Below are 16,698 nucleotides of genomic sequence, written 5' to 3'. Positions count from 1 at the left end.
CCCGGACGCGTGGGGGACGCGTCCGGGCGGGCCCGGGCAGGAGGGGGGTCCTGCCCGGGCGGTCTTAGGGGTTTACTTTGCTGACACGGCGTTCTGTCGGGTCTGCTGGAAGGCGTCCCAGGCGGCGTAGCTGCCGTCGAGTTCGACGACGTCGTACCCGGCCCGGCGCAGGGCGCTGGCTGCCACCGAGTTCCGCACGCCCGACTGGCAGTAGGTCACGATGGTTCCGTCCGTGGGGAGCTTGTCCAAGTGCCACATAACCCGGCCGCCGCTGAGCTGGTACGAGCCGGGGATGTTCCCGGCGATGTGTTCGCTGCGGTTACGGACGTCCACGACCATCGCGGCGTCAAAACCCTGCAGCTCTTCCGGCTGGATCAGCTTCGGGGTGGTCACGGGGAGCCCTTCGATGCTGGTGACGTAACCGGCGACATTATCGATGCCGACCCGGACCAAGTGGTCCCACATGTCCATGGCCTGCTCCTGGTCTGCCGCGAGCAGCACCAGCGGGTTCTTGTCCGTCTCGGGGTTCACTACCCAGGCGCCGTAGCTGGCCACGGACTTCCCGGCCGGTACGTTCAGGGAACGGGCTACCGTTCCTTCGTGGACCTCGCTGTTGGGCCGGGTGTCAATGAACGTGACCTTGTCCGCCGCCAGGTCCTTTGCGACGTCAGCGGTGTCCAGTTCCTCGAGCGGAGCGCGTTCTCCCATGACGGCGGGGCCTTCACGGTTTTCGCGCTTCATCCGGCCGAAGTAGGCGTGCGCGTCGGGCTGGCCGTCGAGGAGCTCATCGATGAAGCCCTGCTCGTCGTTGGCGGCGAGGTAGGGGCCCCACCAGGAGTAGAGCCGCTCGTAGCCAACCGTGGAGGACGGGATGGCACCGAGGGCCTTGCCGCAGGCGCTGCCGGCGCCGTGCGCCGGGTGGACCTGGACGTAGTCCGGCAGCGTCAGGAACTTGTCCCGCAGGCTGGCGAACAGCTGCTTGGCGCCTTCGAAGCGGGTGTCGATGCCGCCGGCTGCCTCGTCCAGCAGGTCCGGCCGGCCCAGGTCCCCGGAGAAGACGAAGTCACCCGAGAGCAGGTAACCGGGCTGGTCGCTAAAGGCACCGTCGGTGACCAGGAAGGACAGGTGCTCGGGGGTGTGGCCCGGGGTGTGCACTGCCTGGATGCTGATGTTGCCGATGGTGATCTTATCGCCGTCGTAAAGGCGTTCGCCGTCGAATTCGTACTGCCAGTACGGCCCGCCCTCACCGGAGACGTAGATCTTCGCGCCGGTGGCAGCGGCGAGTTCGCGCGTGCCGGACAGGTAGTCGGCGTGGATGTGGGTTTCGGTAACGGCCACGATCTTCATGCCGTTCTTTTCAGCCAGGTCCTGGTAGACCGCGATGTCGCGGCGGCCGTCAACGACGATGGCGGTGCCGTTGGCCTGGCAACCGATCAGGTAGCTGGCCTGGGCGAGGTCTTCATCGTAAATGCGCTCGATAAGCATCTGGTGATCTCCTTCGGTTGAAAGGGGTTTGGAGGTTTGTTCTGAATCCAGATACCCCGGGGGGTATCGCACAAGTGGACTGGGGCCTAGGTGTTTTTCCTGCGGAGCAGCCGGTGGAGGAGCCTGCGCAGGCCGGCCGGGGCATGGCCCGGCTGTTGTCGCGACGGGACTTCCGGGGTGGGTTGATAGGTGACGGGGTGGCCGTTGCGGTACCACTCGGTGATCCCGCCGGCCACATTGACGGCCTGGTATCCGCGGTCGGTAAGGATCCGTGCGGCCTGGCTGCTGCGTTTTCCTGACCCGCACATGAGGTAAAGCGTGCCGCCGGGGAGGTCGGCAAGCCGGGAGGGCATTCGTCCAGGGGAATGTTCAGGCTACCCGGGACGTGTGCGGTCGCATGCTCTTCCCTGCTCCGAACGTCCACCAGTGTTGCCTGGGGCCACACTGTGGCGAGTTCGCCTGCCGAGACAGTGCGGTACGCAAGGTCCCCTGGCATTGCCGTCACACGCTTTGGGGGCCGGCCTGGGCGCGGAGTTCGTTCATGTCAACGTTCTTGACGGCCTGGATGACTTCTTCGAGGCCGGTGGCGTTGAGAGCGCCGGGCTGGGAGAAGACCAGGGTCTTGTCCTTGAAGGCCATCAGGGTGGGGATGGAGGTGATGTTCGCTGCTGCGGCAAGTGCCTGTTCGGCTTCGGTGTCCACCTTGGCAAAGGTGATGTCCGGGTGGCGCTCTGCCGCGGCCCCGTAGGTGGGGGCGAACATGCGGCAGGGGCCGCACCATGCTGCCCAGAAGTCAATGAAGACGATCTCGTTGCTCTCCAGGGTCTCGGCAAAGCTTTTTTCGGTGAGGTCGATGGTTGCCATCGTCTTTCGTGTCCTTTCGGGAGTTGTCTTGGTCTGCGTGTGCGTGTGCGCCGAGCGGTAAGGCTTAAGTCGTGGGGAGGCCGGCGCGGGTCCAGGCGATCATGCCGCCGGCCATGGTGTCGGCGGTGTAGCCGGCTCCGTTGAGGGCGTCGGCCACGCGGGCTGAACGGTTGCCGCTGCGGCAGACGGCGATGACGGGCACTGCGGGGTCCAGTTCGGAAAGGCGTGCCTGCAGCTGGCCCATGGGGATGTGCAGTGAGCCGGGGATCATGCCTTCGGCGACCTCGAAGTCCTCGCGGACATCGAGGATGCGGGCGGTGGCACGGCGCTGGTCGGCCTCGGTGATGTTGATTTCAGCCATGGGATTCTCCTTCGAAATAGTGGGCTGTTGCTAGCGGACGGGTTCGCCGGCCGAGCGCCAGGCGCCCATGCCGCCGCGCAGGGAGTAGGCCTCGTACCCCTGGGAAGCGAGGAGCCGGGCCGCTGAAGCGGAGCGGACCCCAGACTGGCACATGGCTATCACTGCCCGGTTCTTATTGATTCCGGCGGTGCCGGTCTGCAGCCGGTCCAGCGGAATGTGCTTGGCCTGGGGTGCCCTTCCGGTACGCCATTCCTGTGCGGAGCGGACGTCGACCAGCGCGGCGCCTGAGGACAGGAGGTCCTTGGCCTCAGCTACTGAGACCGTTGTGTAGGGCTTGCTGAACGCTTTTTTCAGGGAGCTGATGAGGCCCATGATGTTCTCCTTGGTGGTGGCGGGTTTAGACGGGTGAGGGTATCTTGCTGCGGGGGCCGGTGCGGTTGCGCAGGGGGCAGGAGCTGATGAAGAACCAGCAGATGCCGGCCGTTGCTGCGGCGAGGGCTGCGACTCCGGCTGCGATGAACCAGCGCAGGTCTGCCGGTGCCTGCTGAATGAGGACGAAGGTTCCCATGGCCAGGACGAACCAGCCGAAGGCTTTGCGTAGGGCGGCTTCCGGGATGCGGCCTGCCAGCTTTGAACCGATCAGGCTGCCAACGATCGCGGCGGCCGTAACGCCGAGGGTGATGCCCCAGTCGAGCTGGACGGTGGTGAGATATCCGGCGAGCCCGGCGAAGGACTTCATGGCAATGACCACCAGGGAGGTGCCCACGGCGACGGACATCGGCAGGCCGCCCAAGAGTGCCAGGGCCGGGACCACGAGGAATCCGCCGCCCGCGCCGACCAGGCCGGTAATGAGCCCGACAACGGCCCCGTCCAGCAGCACCCTGCCCAGGGGCAGTTCATGCTTGACCGGTGCGGCGCCGTCGTCGTTCTTCTTCTTCTTCCGGCCGCGGAGCATGGCCACGGACGTGGCCACCATCATGATGGCGAAGGCGATGAGCAGGATCTGGCCGGGAATGTGCCCGCCCAATAGGCCGCCGATGAACGCGCCGGCCATGCCGGCCGCACCGAAGATCAGGCCGGTTCGCCACATCACCCTTCCCCCGCGGGCGTGGCTGATCACGCTGACCGCGGACGTGATGCCGACGACGAACAGGGACGCAGCGATGGCTTCCTTGGCCTCAAACCCGGCCACATACACCAGGATCGGGACCGTCAGGATCGATCCACCGCCGCCCAGCACGCCGAGCGAGAGTCCGATGACTACCGACAGGGCGAGAACCAGGACGAGGGTGAGGGTCATTAGGCTGCGGCTTCCGTGCTCTTGTTGCTGACGGCGGGCAGGGCGAGGATGGCGCTTTCGCGGGTGGGTTCCTTGGCGGCCTTGTTCCACGGCATGGCCGAGATGGCCTTGCCCATGGCGCAGGTGTTGGTGGCGGCAGAGAAGGTCAGGCCCGTGCCGATGACCCCGGCAAGGGTCCGGATCTTCGGGGAGACGAACTTGCCGCCGGCCAGGCCCAGGACCACCAGGGAACCGGCCACAAGGCGGACCTGCCGTTCAAGGTCCCAGCGGTCCTTGCCCTTCACGACGTCCCCGCCGGCGGCGGCGAAGCCGGGTGCGCCGCCGGTCAGCACGTAGGCGGTCTCGATTCCGGCCTTGGCAAGGCGCTGGCGTGCCTGCTCGGCGCGCACGCCGGACTGGCAGACCAGGACTACACGGGAGCCGAGACGGGCGGCGAGCTCATCGGTGTGCTCGGACAAGAGCGGCAGCGGCACGTTGTAGGAGCCGCGGATGTGCATGGACTCGAACTCAGCGGCGGAGCGGACGTCGATCACCACGAGGTCCTGGTGCTCTTTGAACCAGGACTGGAGGGTTTCAGGAGCAAGGGCGGTGACGGCCGGTGCCGTGGAAGGGGAAGTCATGTGCTGGCCTCTCGGAAGGGGGAAGGTGAATACCCCACCGAGTATTACAGATACCCCCCGGGGTAGTCAAAACACCCTAGGGGGTATAGAATCGATATAAGCCCCCAATATTTGGAGAAACCCGTGGAACTCAATCCCTCTGAACTGACCCCAGTCATCAACCGCCTGAAGCGCGCCCAGGGCCAGCTGTCCGCTGTCACCCGCATGCTTGAAGAAGGCCGGGACTGCAAGGACGTCGTGACCCAGCTCGCCGCCGTATCGAAGGCGCTGGACCGGGCCGGGTTCGCCATCATCGCCACTGGCCTTGAGCAGTGCATTGTCCAAAAAGACGCAACGATGGACAAGAAGGACCTGGAGAAGCTCTTCCTCTCCCTCGCCTAACCAGACCTGTTGTCGATCAGTCCAAGGAGAACCATGACGTACACCCTGACCGCCACCGTTGACCTTCCATGGGCCGAGGCCCTGGACCGCACCCGGGATGCCCTGTCCGCCCAGGGGTTCGGGATCCTCACCGAGATCAACGTCCGTTCCACCTTCGAGGCCAAGCTTGGCGCCGAAGCCGCGGACGCGGTCGGGGACTACGTCATTCTCGGGGCCTGCAACCCGGCCCTGGCCAGCCGCGCCCTCGCTGCGGAACCGGAAATCGGCGCGCTGCTGCCGTGCAATGTCGTGGTGCGCCGGGGCAAGGATGCAGAGATAACCACGGTGGAAGCCATTGACCCGCAGACCATGGTCCAGCTCAGCGGCGCCCCGTCAGTCAAAGAAGTAGCCGACGACGCCGGGACCCGCCTTCGAAAAGCCCTCGCCGACCTGGGCGAAGCGGCGAAGTAGGGATGTCCGCGAACGCAACGGTTCCGGAGGCTGTGCAGGCCCAACCCGGACTGCTCATCCATTCCGCGGGTCCGCTCGAGGAGGATGCCCTGGCCGCCATCCTGCGCAGTGCCGCCAACGCCCGTGCCGCGCTCGGCCAGGGAGCCAGCATTGAAGTGGTGGTCCAGGGGCCAGGGGTTAAGCTCCTTGCCAAAAATTCAGCCGCCACTGAGGCCATCACCAACGCCGGACAGCTGCACGTGGGCATCCTCGCCTGCGGCAACAGCATGCGCTCATCAGGCATGGACGACGAAGACCTGGCCCCGGGCGTGGGCACGGTGCCCGCAGCCATCGCCCACCTGGCCCGGCGCCAATGGGACGGCTGGGCCTACGCCAGGCTGTAGCTTTGGTCCTTTGTCCATAGCTGGGGTCAATTCAGGCTATCCACGGCTGGAAATTGCGAGCCGTTAGGGTAGCTCCCTAGCAGCAGTAGCCGTGGATAACCTATGAGAATTGTCCCCGGCTATGGGCGGGGCGAGCTGTTCGGAGGACAAGCAAGGAGCCGTGTGTCAGCTTTGGGTGTACCTCAGCTGGCAGATGGTTTTGCCATCGGTAAAGGGCAGTTTCCTCGTTGCTTCTTTGACCGCTGCCACCTGGAGGTCCCGGGCCTGTGCCGACTCGTTTGATTAGTCAGTTATGCCGGAGTTTGAATGAACGAATGCCTCACCATTCTGCACGCGCTAGACGGAGTTCCTGAATTTCTTAGGGTTGCTGCAGCTATGGTTTTCTCATGAAGGCCACCTGTGCGCTGGTTCTCGTGCCGCCCTCAATCGAGTTAAGTGGGCCGCAGTTTTTTTCGGAGGGTAATGCGGCCTTCGGTTGCACCTTTGTCCCCATCGGGGGCCTGTCGGTGGGCATGGTGCTGCAGGACGTTACCGTCAGGGATGACGGGTTTCGTGCCAGCCTGCGAGGCGAAAACGTCGGGCTCTTCCCGTGAATCTGTCCCTGTCCGTCGTGATTCCGTGCAAGGACGACGCAGGTCCCTTGTCCCGGTGCCTTGAAGCGCTCAAGGCACAAACGGTGGCTCCACTGGAGGTCATCGTGGTGGACAACAACTCAAGCGATGACAGCGCGCGGGTAGCGGCCGGGTATGGTGCACGGGTGTTCAGCGAGACAGCACCGGGGATCGCTGCCGCTGCTTCCACCGGTTACGATGCCGCCCTTGGGGACGTGATTGTCCGCTGCGATGCCGACACGCTTCCGCCATGCGATTGGCTGGAACGCATCGCCCACCGCTTCACTCTCGATTCGGACGTGGCGCTCCTGACCGGCCCGGGTGACTTTTACGACGCCGGTCCGGTCAGGGCCCGGCTTGCCGGGCTCGGCTATATGCAGGCCTATTTCCTCTTCATGGGCGCCGCCATGGGCCGTTGGCCACCTTTCGGCTCGAACTCTGCGTTCCGGCGTGCGGACTGGGTAAAGGTCCGCCACCGGATCCATCGCCACGATCCAAACGTGCACGACGACGTCGACCTCGGCTTTGTCCTCGCGCCCGCCCAACGCACCGCGTATGACCGCCGGCTGCGGGTCGGTATCTCGGCGCGTTCCCTTGCAGGAGGTGCCGCCGGCCGCCGACGGCTGCGCCGCGCGTTCCACACACTGGCCCTGCACTGGCGCGAGGTGCCGCCCTGGGAGCGCTGGCGCCGGACCCTCAGTGTGGGACGGGACCGTCGTCGGACATGACATCCGCGGTGACCACCAGTAGTGAATCACTGCATCGTGGGGCCAAACTGTTCTGGGTAGAGCAGAGGCAACTGGAGGGTCAGCCACGGGCTGAAGGCCCAGGGGGCCGCAGCGACGGCGGCGGTGACCTGCAGCGGATCTACCCACCGCCACTCCATCACCTCGTCATCGCTGGGATCCAAGAGGGACGCTGCGCGCGCTGTGTAGACGGGGCAGATTTCGTTCTCGACCACTCCTGATGCGTCCACAGCCCGGTAACGGAAGTCCGGCAGGCGGAGCTCCACGCATTCGAGCCGTAGTCCAAGCTCTTGCTCAGCGCGGCGCGCCACCGCGTCTTCGGTTGCCTCGCCCGGGTAGGGGTGCCCGCAAAAGGAGTTGGTCCAGACACCGGGCCACGTCCGCTTCGACAAAGCGCGCCGGGTGATGAGGAGGCGGCCTTCGTCGTTGTACACATGTGTCGAAAAGGCCAGATGCAGCGGCGTGGACGCGGAGTGAACCGTGGCCTTCTCCTGGGCGCCGACAGGTGTTCCGTCTTCGGCCGCCAGAACAACAAGCTCTGCACCGCGGTTCATTTCCCTCCAATGGTTCGCCCGTGTTTACTTTACCTATGGATGAGGAGACCACACCGGTGAGTGCAACCGAGAGCCGCTTGGTCAATGAGGTCCTGACGTCCTTTTTCGCCCGGTCAAAGGCCCGGGCCGCAGCGCTGCACCCCGCCTACCACGCCATGTGGGAACACCTGGAAACCTGCACAGTGGGTGGGAAGCGTTTCCGCCCCCGTCTGGTGATGACTGTCTACCGTCTGCTCGACGGAAATGATACAGCCACGGCGGCCACTGTCGCCGCGGCCTTCGAACTGCTGCATACGGCGCTGATTGTGCACGACGACGTAGTGGACCGGGACTTCGCCCGCCGCGGCGTACCGAATGTTTCAGGAACCTACCGCAACCTCGCCGCAGCCCAGGGAAGCAGCCCTGAACGCGCAGAACACACGGGGATGTCGGTAGGAGTCATTGCCGGTGATCTGGCCCTTTCCAACGCCTACCGGCTGATGGGCGAGGTGGACGTTGACCTCCTCACCCGGCAGCGGCTCGCTGAGATTCTCGACGAAGCCGTCTTTGCCTCCGCAGCCGGCGAGTTGCTGGACGTGCTTGCCCCCCTCGACCCCACGCCCCAGCCCGTTGCCGAAGTACTCACGATGGCACGCCTGAAAACCGCCGTGTACTCCTTCGAGGCGCCGTTGCTGGCCGGTGCTGTCCTTGCCGGCGCTGACGAGAGGCTGGTGGCGGCGCTGGGGGAGTTTGGCCGCTTCATCGGCATTGCCTACCAGGTGGCCGATGATTTGACCGGCGTGTTCGGCGATGAATCCCGGACCGGCAAAGTCGGGTGGGGCGACCTGCGCGAGGGCAAACGCACTGCCCTCATCTCGCATGCGGCAGCCGAGCCGCAGTGGCCAAGGATCGCCGAGCTGCTGTCCGGCCCGGACCTGACCGCAGCCGATGCGGCGGAAGTGCGCGGCCTGCTGATTGAAGCAGGTGCCCGCGACCGGACCATGCAGCTCGCCGCCGACCTCACCGAACACGCGCTGCGGGCCCTCGACCAGCCATTCGTGCCACAGGCCTTACGCGACGGGCTGGCGCCCATTTCCGCCGTCGTCACTGAACGGATACCAGCATGAGCCGGAACCGTGACCCCCTTGCCGATTACACAAGTGCGGCTTTGAAGTCCTCCGCTGTAGTGCTGCGGTCCTACTCGACCTCCTTCGGCCTGGCATCACGGCTGTTCGGGGCCTGCGTGCGCCGCCAGGTGGAGTCCGTTTACGCGCTGGTGCGGGTTGCAGACGAAATTGTCGACGGCGTGGCGTCCGCCGCAGGCCTGGAACCTGACGAGAGCCGGTGCCGGCTGGACGGGTTCGAACACGAGACCGAACAGGCCATGGCCACCGGTTACAGCACCAATCTGGTGGTCCACGCCTTTGCCGACACTGCCCGCCGCACGGGCATCGGAACGGACCTCACCCGTCCGTTCTTTTCCTCGATGCGGGCAGACCTCGACCAGGTGGAACACACGCCGGAGTCCTTCGCCGCATACATCTACGGTTCGGCGGAAGTGGTGGGCCTGATGTGCCTTAAGTGCTTCCTGCACGGGCATTCGTTGAGCGCGGAAGAAATGGCCCGGCTGGAGCGCGGCGCCCGCCACCTCGGTGCAGCCTTCCAAAAGGTCAACTTCCTGCGGGACCTGGGTGAGGACTTCACCTCCCTGGGGCGCAGCTATTTCCCGGGCGTCTCGCCGGCCAACTTCGATGAAGCCCACAAGAACCGGCTGCTGGACGACATCGACCACGACCTGCAGGAGTCCCGCGCAGTGCTGCGCCGGCTGCCACGCTCCAGCCGGCTGGCCGTCGCCCTGGCCCAGGAGCTCTTCGCTGAACTTGCTGGGCGCATCCGCGCCACCCCCGCGCCGGAGCTGATCCGGGCCCGGGTCAGCGTGCCAAACCCGGTGAAAGTGCAGATCGCCGCCGCAGTCCTGACCGGCAGGCGGGGACTGGCCCCCTCCAGCCCGGACACCGCCCGGGTAGAGGCACCGTGAAGCCCCCCGTCCCCTCCGGAGGCACCGCCGTCGTGATCGGTGGCGGCATCAGTGGCCTGGCAGTTGCCGCGCTGCTGTCCGCGGAGGGGCACCGCGTCACGGTGCTTGAGCAGCAGGACAGGGTAGGAGGGCGCGCCCATTCCTGGAGCCAGGACGGTTTCCGGTTCGACGCAGGTCCCTCCTGGTACCTGATGCCGGAGGTGATTGACCACTACTTCCGGCTGCTGGGAACCTCAGCTGATGAGCAGCTGGACCTGGTGAAACTCGATCCGGGCTACCGGCTCCTGTCGGAGGGCTTCGCTGGACCCGTGGACGTCCCGGCCGGGCGGCGCCGCGTAGTGGAGCTCTTCGAGCGGCTGGAACTTGGAGCGGGCGAACGGCTGGAGAGGTATCTTGATTCGGCTGCCGAGACCTACACCATGGCCACCCGCCGCTTCCTGTACTCCACATTCGAGTCGTTCGCCCCGCTGCTGACGCCGGACGTGCTGGGCCGTCTGCCCCGCCTTGGCCGCCTGCTGCTGCAGCCGCTGCACAGCTACGTCCGGGGCCACGTGTCCAACCCGCGCCTGCAGCAGATCCTTGAGTACCCCGCGGTGTTCCTGGGAACCTCGCCCTTCACTGCGCCGAGCATGTACCACCTGATGAGCCACCTGGACCTCGACGACGGCGTGCTCTATCCGATGGGCGGCTTCGCCCGGCTTGTGGACGCCCTGGAGAGGCTTGCCCGGGACACCGGAGCCACCATCGTGACAGGTGCCGAAGTACTTGCGATCGACACCGGATCCACCGGGTCCCGGCGGCGTCCCGCGGCGGTACGGGGCGTGCGCTACCGCACCGGGGACGGAACCGAACATACAGTAGCGGCCGACATCGTTGTTTCCGCCGCCGACCTGCACCACACGGAAACCACACTCCTTCCGCGGAACCTGCAAACCTACCCTCAGCGTTACTGGTCGCGCAGCACCGCCGGGCCCAGCGCCCTGCTCCTGTACCTGGGCGTACGCGGTGAGCTGCCCCAACTGGAGCACCACACCCTCCTCTTCACCGGCGACTGGGAGGAAAACTTCCGGGCCATCTTCGGCCGGAAGACCTTCATCCCCACCCCCGCCTCAATGTACGTGTGCAAGCCCAGCGCCACCGATCCCACCGTGGCACCGGACGGACATGAGAACGTCTTCGTCCTGGTGCCCATCCCGGCGGATCCAGGCCTCGGCGGCAGCGGAGAAGAGCAAATCGAACGCGTGGCCGACGCCGTGATCCAACAACTCAGCGACTGGGCCGACATACCGGACCTTGCGGAGCGCATCGTCCTGCGCCGCAGCTACGGGCCTGCCGATTTTGAGCGCGACTACCACTCATGGAAAGGCACCTCCCTGGGACCGGCCCACACGCTGCGGCAGAGCGCCTTCTTCCGCGCCGGCAATGCCAGCCGGAAAGTCCAGGGGCTCTACTACGCGGGCGGTTCCACGATTCCGGGCATCGGCATTCCCATGTGCCTGATCAGCGCGGAACTCGTCATCAAGCGGCTGCGCCATGACGTGAGCACAGGACCGCTGCCGGTCCCGCTGCGCCCGGACAAGGTGCGGGAGGAAACGGTCAGATGATCGCTGCAGCCTACTTGTCGTTGCTCCTGGTCTCGCTGGGCTGCATGGTGCTGCTCGACCAGCGGCTGCGCCTCTTTTTCTGGCATGATGCCCGCCGCGCGGCTGCAGTCCTTGCCGCCGGATTGGTCTTCTTCCTCGCCTGGGACCTGGGCGGCATCGGGCTCGGCATTTTCTTTCGCGGACACAACGAGACGATCGGCATCGAACTCGCCCCCGAACTGCCCGTGGAGGAGCCCGTCTTCCTGGTCTTCCTCAGCTATCTGGTCATGAACCTGTTCCTGCTGTTCCGCCGGGGCCTTGAGATGCGGGCACGCCGGACTGAGCACGCGGAGGAACGCTCGTGACGTACTGGGCACTAAACGCAGTGTTCCTCACGGTGGCACTCGCCGTGGCCATCGCCGCGGTGCGCGTGCTGACTGCTGCCCGACGCAAAGTGGTGCTGGCCGCGGCAGGTGGCGCCGCCGCCGTCGTCCTGGTGCTGACGGCCGTGTTCGACAACCTGATGATCGCAGCAGGACTCTTCAACTACTCGTCTGACCGAATCTCAGGCGCCTCCGTCGGACTGGCGCCGCTGGAGGACTTCGCCTACCCGGTGGCCGCGGTGCTGCTGCTGCCATCGCTGTGGATTGTCCTCGGCGAACGCTCCCGGAAGCGGCGGCCATGAAGACCCTCCGCACCCTGCTGGTCTCCTCGCGCCCGCTGTCCTGGGTGAACACCGCCTACCCGTTTGCGGCGGCCTACCTGCTCACGGCCGGACAGATAGACCTTGCCTGGATCGTGGGGACCCTGTACTTCCTGGTTCCATACAACCTGGCGATGTACGGGATCAATGACGTGTTCGACTACGAATCGGATCTCCGGAACCCGCGTAAGGGGGGTGTGGAAGGTGCCGTGCTCGAGCGGTCCATGCACAGGACCACGCTGCTCGCCGCGGTTGCCACGAACGTGCCGTTCCTTGCCGTGCTGGTGCTGCTCGGCGGACCCCTGTCGTGGCTGGTGCTGGCCATCAGCATTTTCGCGGTGATCGCATACAGCGCGCCGGGCCTGCGCTTCAAGGAACGCCCCTTCCTCGACTCGGCCACGTCCAGCACCCACTTCGTCAGCCCTGCGCTCTACGGACTGGTCCTGGCGCAGGCCGACTTCACGCCCGCGCTCTGGGCACTTTTAGGCTCCTTCTTCCTCTGGGGCATAGCGAGCCAGGCCTTCGGGGCGGTGCAGGACGTCGTCGCTGACCGCGAAGGAGGCATCGCCTCGATTGCCACCGTCACCGGTGCCTCCGCGACCGTCCGGTTCGCCATCGCCGCCTACCTGCTCGGCGGGGCGCTGATGCTGTTCACCCCCTGGCCCGGCCCGCTGGCAGCCCTCCTGGTGTTGCCGTACGTGCTGAACATCGTCCCGTTCGCATCCTTGAAGGACGACGACGCTGAGTTCGCCCACCGCGGCTGGGAACGCTTCCTGTGGCTGAACTACGTGACCGGGTTCTTCGTCACGATGCTGCTGATCTGGTACGCAACCATTCGCTGACACGTTAGGCCTCGGCTTCACGCCCGGCGGCGGAGAGCTGGCCGCCATGAGCCAGGCGGGCGTGGTCAACAACTTAAACGACGGCCTGCATGGATGGGCAGGAGGTGGCGCATGCCCTGCAGGCCCTGAGCCCGGCACCGTTGTTGTTCCTCACGGGCAGGGCAGAGGAAGACGATGTCTTTTCCGGATTGGCTTCGGGAGCGGCCGCTTACCTCACCAAACCGTTCCGTCCTGGCACCCTCAGGGAAGGCCCTGAGACTTTGCCCCATTTCCGGCCCACGCAGCAGCACGGGCTCAGTCCTAGCAGCTAAGCCCCAACGGTGATGGGCAGATCGCCACAGCCCTGTACAGGGGGTTACCGCGGCAGCAGAACGCAGCCGAGTGTGCTATTTGCCATGCACTCGCGGGCTTATCAATGGAGGACTGGTCTTCATTCGTAAAACAGCATGACCCAGGTGCTTCTGCCCCCGGGCATCGTTTCCCAGCCTCGCCTGTCCCAGCGCCGGAAATAGATGATCTAGAGACAGGCGGCAGGGGCATGGCGTAATGTTCAAGGCCAAACAGATGGGTCGGGCTGCGCCGCTTTTGTTGCTGTCTCCAGTGGTTTTGGTTTTCGGTATGGCCTTGAATCGGAGCTTCGATTGGCGCAGCTCGTTGAGGAGTGAGTCGGGAAGGGGCAGGGGAGTGCCTGCAGGTCGGAAGGTTCTCAATATCGTCGCTGGTGCCACCGCTATTGGCGGATTCGCGGCCGACTGGAATCGGACCCATTTGTTCAACCCGAACTGGCCCCCGCACGCGAAGTTCCATGACGCACAGACGATCGCCATGGCGGCGCTGCTGGGGCTGGGCGGTCTGTACGCGTTGAACCGCAAGGGCTCCGCCCCACAGCGAAACACAGCAATGGGAGCGATATTGCCCGCTTTCTTCTGGGCGTCGATGGGTGCCGCCTTCGGGTTTCCTCGTACTGCAGGCTTGCAGTCCGAGTTCCCCGAGAGGGTCCCGCGGGTCCGGGGCGTGTGGATCGATGAGCGGTTCGCCAGCGGCGGAATGCTGGGGTTGATCGCTGTGGGCTACTGGCTGGATCGCCGGTGGCAAACCGGCAAGGCCCGACGGCGTTAGGGCGAATTAGGACCGGCTTGTCCCACAGCTCCGCAAGTGGGAACCCGCTGGTGCCGCCACAATCCCGGAAATAGACAGGCAGCAGCCCGGATGATCTCAGGTGCTGGGTCCTCGTGTTTCCTCCCATCCATCTGCTCGTGCCGGCATCCTCATCGACTCCCATCGTTCAGCGGGCGGCGGCACAACGGGGCCAGTTGTCCGAGGGGCAGCGCGGTGCAAGCCCTTCCTGTCTTGAACACTTCATTGGCTATGGTCCAGCATCCACCCATACAGCTCGGCAGGTGGCGCGAAAGGGGTTCACAGCCCATTGTCAGGAACAGTCCGTAGGTTGCAGTGAATAAAGCGAAATATGCAGTGACTGCATAGGGCGGGGTGCTTTGAGAAGGTGGAGTGATATGAGGAGAGACGGGCAGTGAGCGGCCGTTTCGTGATTGATGCCGAAGGCATCACCAAGTCCTATGGTGCGGGGTTGTCGCGTTTCGACGCTTTGAAGGGCGTGTCCCTTCAGATCGTTGCGGGGGAGAGTGTGGCCATTGTCGGGAAGAGTGGTTCGGGTAAGTCCACGCTGATGCATATCCTCGCTCTTTTGGACGAGCCGGACGCCGGGTCTTTGCGGGTCACCGGGGCGGACGCCCGGGAGTTATCGGCGAAGCAACTGAACGCTTTGCGTAACCGGGAGTTCGGGTTCGTGTTTCAGCAGTTCTTCCTCACTCCGAATACCACGGTGTTGGATAATGTCGTACTTCCGCTCAAGATCGCGGGAGTCAGCCCCTCCGAGCGGCGCCGTTCAGGCATGGCGGTGTTGGAGCAACTGGAACTGGCAGACAAGGCTGCGAACAAGGCCACAGATCTGTCGGGCGGGCAGAAGCAGCGGGCGGTGATCGCCCGTGCGCTGATAAACAAGCCCAGCATCATCTTCGCCGACGAGCCAACCGGGAACCTGGACACAGCCACCGGCGCGACAGTGGAGGACATTTTGTTCGGGTTGAACAAAGACAACGGCATCACCCTCATCGTGGTAACCCACGACGTGGATCTGGCCGCCCGCTGCGACCGGCAGGTATTCCTCCGAGACGGGCTGATCGAGCGCACGAGCCGGTCAACGCACGATGGTGCGGCTGTAGGGAGGCAGGTGTGAACGCCCCTGACCTGGTCTCCTCAGCGGTGGCCAACACGTTTCGTTCCAAGTTGCGCACCACTTTGACTGTGTTGGCGATCTTCGTGGGAGCTTTCACCCTGACTATCACCAACGCGGTCGGTGCAGGGGTTTCGGACTACGTGGACAAGCAGGTCTCGGCCATGGGGTCAGAGGACATGCTCTTCGTCCAGAAGGCTACCGGGGACACCGCCTCGGGCGAGCGACCGGAGGTGTACGACCCGGAGGCCGCCCGCAGTGCCCGCGTGCCGGGTCCCCGTCAGAGTGATCCGCTGACCGATGAGGACCTCAAGACGATACGGAGCACGGCCGGCGTCGTTGGTGCGGACCCGTTGCGCCTGGTCGCCCCGGATTACATCGCGCGTGAGGGTGGAACCGCTTACCAGTTCACGGCGAACCGGGTGGGCAGCATCGCCCGTGCTGATCTCGAGGCCGGTCAGCAGCTTGACCGGGCCTCCGAGGAGTACCAGATTGTCATTCCCACCACGTACGTGGCGCCGCTGGGCTTCGGCTCCGCCGAAGAAACCATCGGGTCGGCTGTCCAGTTGGGCATCACTGATGTGCTCGGGAAACAGGACACAGTGGAGGCAACCGTGGTTGGCGTCTCCAGGGAGAGTCTTTTGGCTTCCGGGGCAAGCATGAACGAGGCCCTGCTTGCAGAGCTCTCAGGGGTCCAGTCCGCCGGTATCGACAGCGGGACGCCCGGTTATGCCGCTGTCATTGCCCGTTTCGACACATCCCTGCCCGGTGAAGAGGTTGATGCGCTCAAGTCCTCCCTCGAAGCGGACGGGTTCACCGCCCAAACCATCGAGGATCAACTCGGAATGGTCCAGACCGTCATCAACGGTATCGTCGGAATTCTTAACGCTTTCGCCGTGATCGCCCTGGTAGCGGCAGGCTTCGGGATCATCAATACCTTGCTGATGAGCGTGCAGGAACGCACCCGGGAGATCGGACTGATGAAGGCCATGGGCATGAGCGGGGGAAGGATTTTTACCCTGTTCAGCCTCGAGGCCGTCGTCATCGGTTTCCTTGGCAGCGCGATTGGCGCCGCCGCTGCCGTGGCCCTCGGATCCACGATCAGCTCCCTACTGGCCGGCGGGGCACTTTCCGGGTTGCCGGGGTTGACGATCATGCTCTTCGAGCCTGTCACCGTGGCCGGGGTGATCCTGTTGATTATGGCGATCGCTTTCCTGGCCGGGACCCTGCCCGCCAGGCAGGCCGCGAAGCAGCACCCCATCGATTCCCTGCGCTACGAATGATGCGGGAAGGGGGAACGGAAGTGTATAGCCGTGGGATACACGGGGCTCTTATGCCCCGTAGTATCTCCGATGACTTGTCTCGTGCTTTACAAGCATGGATTAGTCAGGGGTACCAACCCTGCATAAGGTGGGCGCTAATCCTTCTACACTCATTCTCTTAAACACTAAGAAGGTTTTTTGCCTAATACCCGTGGATAAGCGTGTGCCATAAGAAGTGACGACATGTAGGCATGCAAGCTTTTGAACTTCCCTCAGGCGAAC

20 protein-coding genes and 1 pseudogene are annotated in these 16,698 nt (G+C 64.7%); 13 read left to right on the top strand and 8 right to left on the bottom strand.

Annotated elements, in window-relative coordinates; translation table 11 throughout:
* Positions 1-72: 72 nt before the first annotated feature.
* The 7 genes and pseudogenes from ABRP28_RS21195 to ABRP28_RS21165 all read right to left on the bottom strand — a co-directional run bounded on the left by ABRP28_RS21195 (position 73) and on the right by ABRP28_RS21165 (position 4,630).
* On the bottom strand, positions 73-1,485 hold the full coding sequence (locus tag ABRP28_RS21195) for an MBL fold metallo-hydrolase (RefSeq protein WP_350004760.1): 1,413 nt from the start codon (positions 1,483-1,485) through the stop codon (positions 73-75).
* 86 nt (positions 1,486-1,571) lie between these two features.
* A pseudogene (locus tag ABRP28_RS21190) lies at positions 1,572-1,981 on the bottom strand (rhodanese-like domain-containing protein).
* Between the two features lie 5 nt (positions 1,982-1,986).
* Positions 1,987-2,349 carry a thioredoxin gene (gene trxA / locus ABRP28_RS21185; protein ID WP_104443572.1) on the bottom strand — a complete coding sequence of 121 codons (363 nt, stop codon included), beginning with the start codon at positions 2,347-2,349 and terminating at the stop codon, positions 1,987-1,989.
* Between the two features lie 64 nt (positions 2,350-2,413).
* Entirely contained in the window at positions 2,414-2,710 is a 297-nt protein-coding gene (locus tag ABRP28_RS21180) for a rhodanese-like domain-containing protein (RefSeq protein WP_104443573.1), read from the bottom strand.
* A gap of 30 nt (positions 2,711-2,740) precedes the next feature.
* Positions 2,741-3,082, bottom strand: coding sequence for a rhodanese-like domain-containing protein (locus ABRP28_RS21175; protein WP_104443574.1), 342 nt, complete (start codon positions 3,080-3,082; stop codon positions 2,741-2,743).
* Positions 3,083-3,107: 25 nt separating this feature from the next.
* Positions 3,108-4,010, bottom strand: a complete 903-nt coding sequence (locus tag ABRP28_RS21170) for a sulfite exporter TauE/SafE family protein (protein ID WP_104443575.1) — start codon at positions 4,008-4,010, stop codon at positions 3,108-3,110.
* A complete protein-coding gene (locus ABRP28_RS21165; RefSeq protein ID WP_104443576.1) occupies positions 4,010-4,630 on the bottom strand; it encodes a rhodanese-like domain-containing protein in 621 nt (206 codons plus the stop codon). Before ABRP28_RS21165 ends, ABRP28_RS21170 begins: the two co-directional genes overlap by 1 nt.
* A 123-nt stretch (positions 4,631-4,753) precedes the next feature.
* Between ABRP28_RS21165 and ABRP28_RS21160 the strand changes: the two genes are divergently transcribed.
* The 4 genes from ABRP28_RS21160 to ABRP28_RS21145 all read left to right on the top strand — a co-directional run bounded on the left by ABRP28_RS21160 (position 4,754) and on the right by ABRP28_RS21145 (position 7,183).
* Positions 4,754-5,011, top strand: a complete 258-nt coding sequence (locus ABRP28_RS21160; RefSeq protein WP_014920545.1) for a metal-sensitive transcriptional regulator — start codon at positions 4,754-4,756, stop codon at positions 5,009-5,011.
* Between the two features lie 33 nt (positions 5,012-5,044).
* On the top strand, positions 5,045-5,461 hold the full coding sequence (locus tag ABRP28_RS21155; RefSeq protein ID WP_104443577.1) for a DUF302 domain-containing protein: 417 nt from the start codon (positions 5,045-5,047) through the stop codon (positions 5,459-5,461).
* Between the two features lie 2 nt (positions 5,462-5,463).
* Positions 5,464-5,844 carry a DsrE family protein gene (locus ABRP28_RS21150; RefSeq protein WP_104443578.1) on the top strand — a complete coding sequence of 127 codons (381 nt, stop codon included), beginning with the start codon at positions 5,464-5,466 and terminating at the stop codon, positions 5,842-5,844.
* A 589-nt stretch (positions 5,845-6,433) separates the two neighbouring features.
* A complete protein-coding gene (locus ABRP28_RS21145) occupies positions 6,434-7,183 on the top strand; it encodes a glycosyltransferase family 2 protein (protein WP_321202339.1) in 750 nt (249 codons plus the stop codon).
* Between the two features lie 26 nt (positions 7,184-7,209).
* On the opposite strand, the gene idi is transcribed toward ABRP28_RS21145, so the two are convergent.
* Positions 7,210-7,755 (bottom strand): isopentenyl-diphosphate Delta-isomerase, encoded by a 546-nt coding sequence (gene idi, locus ABRP28_RS21140; RefSeq protein ID WP_104443580.1) that lies wholly within the window; start codon positions 7,753-7,755, stop codon positions 7,210-7,212.
* A gap of 56 nt (positions 7,756-7,811) precedes the next feature.
* Between idi and ABRP28_RS21135 the strand changes: the two genes are divergently transcribed.
* From ABRP28_RS21135 to ABRP28_RS21095, 9 genes are all read left to right on the top strand, one after another.
* Positions 7,812-8,861 carry a polyprenyl synthetase family protein gene (locus ABRP28_RS21135; protein WP_251424515.1) on the top strand — a complete coding sequence of 350 codons (1,050 nt, stop codon included), beginning with the start codon at positions 7,812-7,814 and terminating at the stop codon, positions 8,859-8,861.
* Positions 8,858-9,772: a phytoene/squalene synthase family protein gene (locus ABRP28_RS21130; protein ID WP_104443582.1), complete on the top strand. Its 915-nt coding sequence runs from the start codon at positions 8,858-8,860 to the stop codon at positions 9,770-9,772. Before ABRP28_RS21135 ends, ABRP28_RS21130 begins: the two co-directional genes overlap by 4 nt.
* Positions 9,769-11,376, top strand: a complete 1,608-nt coding sequence (gene crtI / locus ABRP28_RS21125) for a phytoene desaturase family protein (protein ID WP_104443583.1) — start codon at positions 9,769-9,771, stop codon at positions 11,374-11,376. The genes ABRP28_RS21130 and crtI overlap by 4 nt, the downstream gene beginning before the upstream one ends.
* Positions 11,373-11,720, top strand: coding sequence for a lycopene cyclase domain-containing protein (locus ABRP28_RS21120; protein ID WP_192044166.1), 348 nt, complete (start codon positions 11,373-11,375; stop codon positions 11,718-11,720). The genes crtI and ABRP28_RS21120 overlap by 4 nt, the downstream gene beginning before the upstream one ends.
* On the top strand, positions 11,717-12,040 hold the full coding sequence (locus ABRP28_RS21115; protein ID WP_104443584.1) for a lycopene cyclase domain-containing protein: 324 nt from the start codon (positions 11,717-11,719) through the stop codon (positions 12,038-12,040). The genes ABRP28_RS21120 and ABRP28_RS21115 overlap by 4 nt, the downstream gene beginning before the upstream one ends.
* Positions 12,037-12,900 (top strand): prenyltransferase, encoded by an 864-nt coding sequence (locus ABRP28_RS21110; RefSeq protein ID WP_104443585.1) that lies wholly within the window; start codon positions 12,037-12,039, stop codon positions 12,898-12,900. The genes ABRP28_RS21115 and ABRP28_RS21110 overlap by 4 nt, the downstream gene beginning before the upstream one ends.
* 546 nt (positions 12,901-13,446) lie before the next feature.
* A complete protein-coding gene (locus tag ABRP28_RS21105; RefSeq protein WP_219821792.1) occupies positions 13,447-14,019 on the top strand; it encodes a DUF6640 family protein in 573 nt (190 codons plus the stop codon).
* Positions 14,020-14,431: 412 nt separating this feature from the next.
* Positions 14,432-15,157, top strand: coding sequence for an ABC transporter ATP-binding protein (locus ABRP28_RS21100; protein ID WP_251424517.1), 726 nt, complete (start codon positions 14,432-14,434; stop codon positions 15,155-15,157).
* On the top strand, positions 15,154-16,437 hold the full coding sequence (locus tag ABRP28_RS21095; RefSeq protein ID WP_104443587.1) for an ABC transporter permease: 1,284 nt from the start codon (positions 15,154-15,156) through the stop codon (positions 16,435-16,437). The genes ABRP28_RS21100 and ABRP28_RS21095 overlap by 4 nt, the downstream gene beginning before the upstream one ends.
* Positions 16,438-16,698: the final 261 nt, after the last annotated feature.

The organism is Pseudarthrobacter sp. WHRI 8279 (genome assembly GCF_040224115.2).
Taxonomy (GTDB): domain Bacteria; phylum Actinomycetota; class Actinomycetes; order Actinomycetales; family Micrococcaceae; genus Arthrobacter.
Note: the sequence above shows the minus strand (reverse complement) of the source record. Positions and strands in the feature narration are given on the sequence as shown.

What these genes read in the sequence shown, in the direction of transcription:
- ABRP28_RS21110 (WP_104443585.1), top strand. Translation starts at nt 12,037, where the DNA reads ATGAAGACCCTCCGCACCCTGCTGGTCTCCTCGCGCCCGCTGTCCTGG.
- ABRP28_RS21195 (WP_350004760.1), bottom strand. Translation starts at nt 1,485, where the DNA reads ATGCTTATCGAGCGCATTTACGATGAAGACCTCGCCCAGGCCAGCTAC.
- ABRP28_RS21180 (WP_104443573.1), bottom strand. Translation starts at nt 2,710, where the DNA reads ATGGCTGAAATCAACATCACCGAGGCCGACCAGCGCCGTGCCACCGCC.
- ABRP28_RS21175 (WP_104443574.1), bottom strand. Translation starts at nt 3,082, where the DNA reads ATGGGCCTCATCAGCTCCCTGAAAAAAGCGTTCAGCAAGCCCTACACA.
- ABRP28_RS21120 (WP_192044166.1), top strand. Translation starts at nt 11,373, where the DNA reads ATGATCGCTGCAGCCTACTTGTCGTTGCTCCTGGTCTCGCTGGGCTGC.
- idi (WP_104443580.1), bottom strand. Translation starts at nt 7,755, where the DNA reads ATGAACCGCGGTGCAGAGCTTGTTGTTCTGGCGGCCGAAGACGGAACA.
- ABRP28_RS21105 (WP_219821792.1), top strand. Translation starts at nt 13,447, where the DNA reads ATGTTCAAGGCCAAACAGATGGGTCGGGCTGCGCCGCTTTTGTTGCTG.
- ABRP28_RS21130 (WP_104443582.1), top strand. Translation starts at nt 8,858, where the DNA reads ATGAGCCGGAACCGTGACCCCCTTGCCGATTACACAAGTGCGGCTTTG.
- ABRP28_RS21150 (WP_104443578.1), top strand. Translation starts at nt 5,464, where the DNA reads ATGTCCGCGAACGCAACGGTTCCGGAGGCTGTGCAGGCCCAACCCGGA.
- trxA (WP_104443572.1), bottom strand. Translation starts at nt 2,349, where the DNA reads ATGGCAACCATCGACCTCACCGAAAAAAGCTTTGCCGAGACCCTGGAG.
- ABRP28_RS21170 (WP_104443575.1), bottom strand. Translation starts at nt 4,010, where the DNA reads ATGACCCTCACCCTCGTCCTGGTTCTCGCCCTGTCGGTAGTCATCGGA.
- ABRP28_RS21155 (WP_104443577.1), top strand. Translation starts at nt 5,045, where the DNA reads ATGACGTACACCCTGACCGCCACCGTTGACCTTCCATGGGCCGAGGCC.
- ABRP28_RS21165 (WP_104443576.1), bottom strand. Translation starts at nt 4,630, where the DNA reads ATGACTTCCCCTTCCACGGCACCGGCCGTCACCGCCCTTGCTCCTGAA.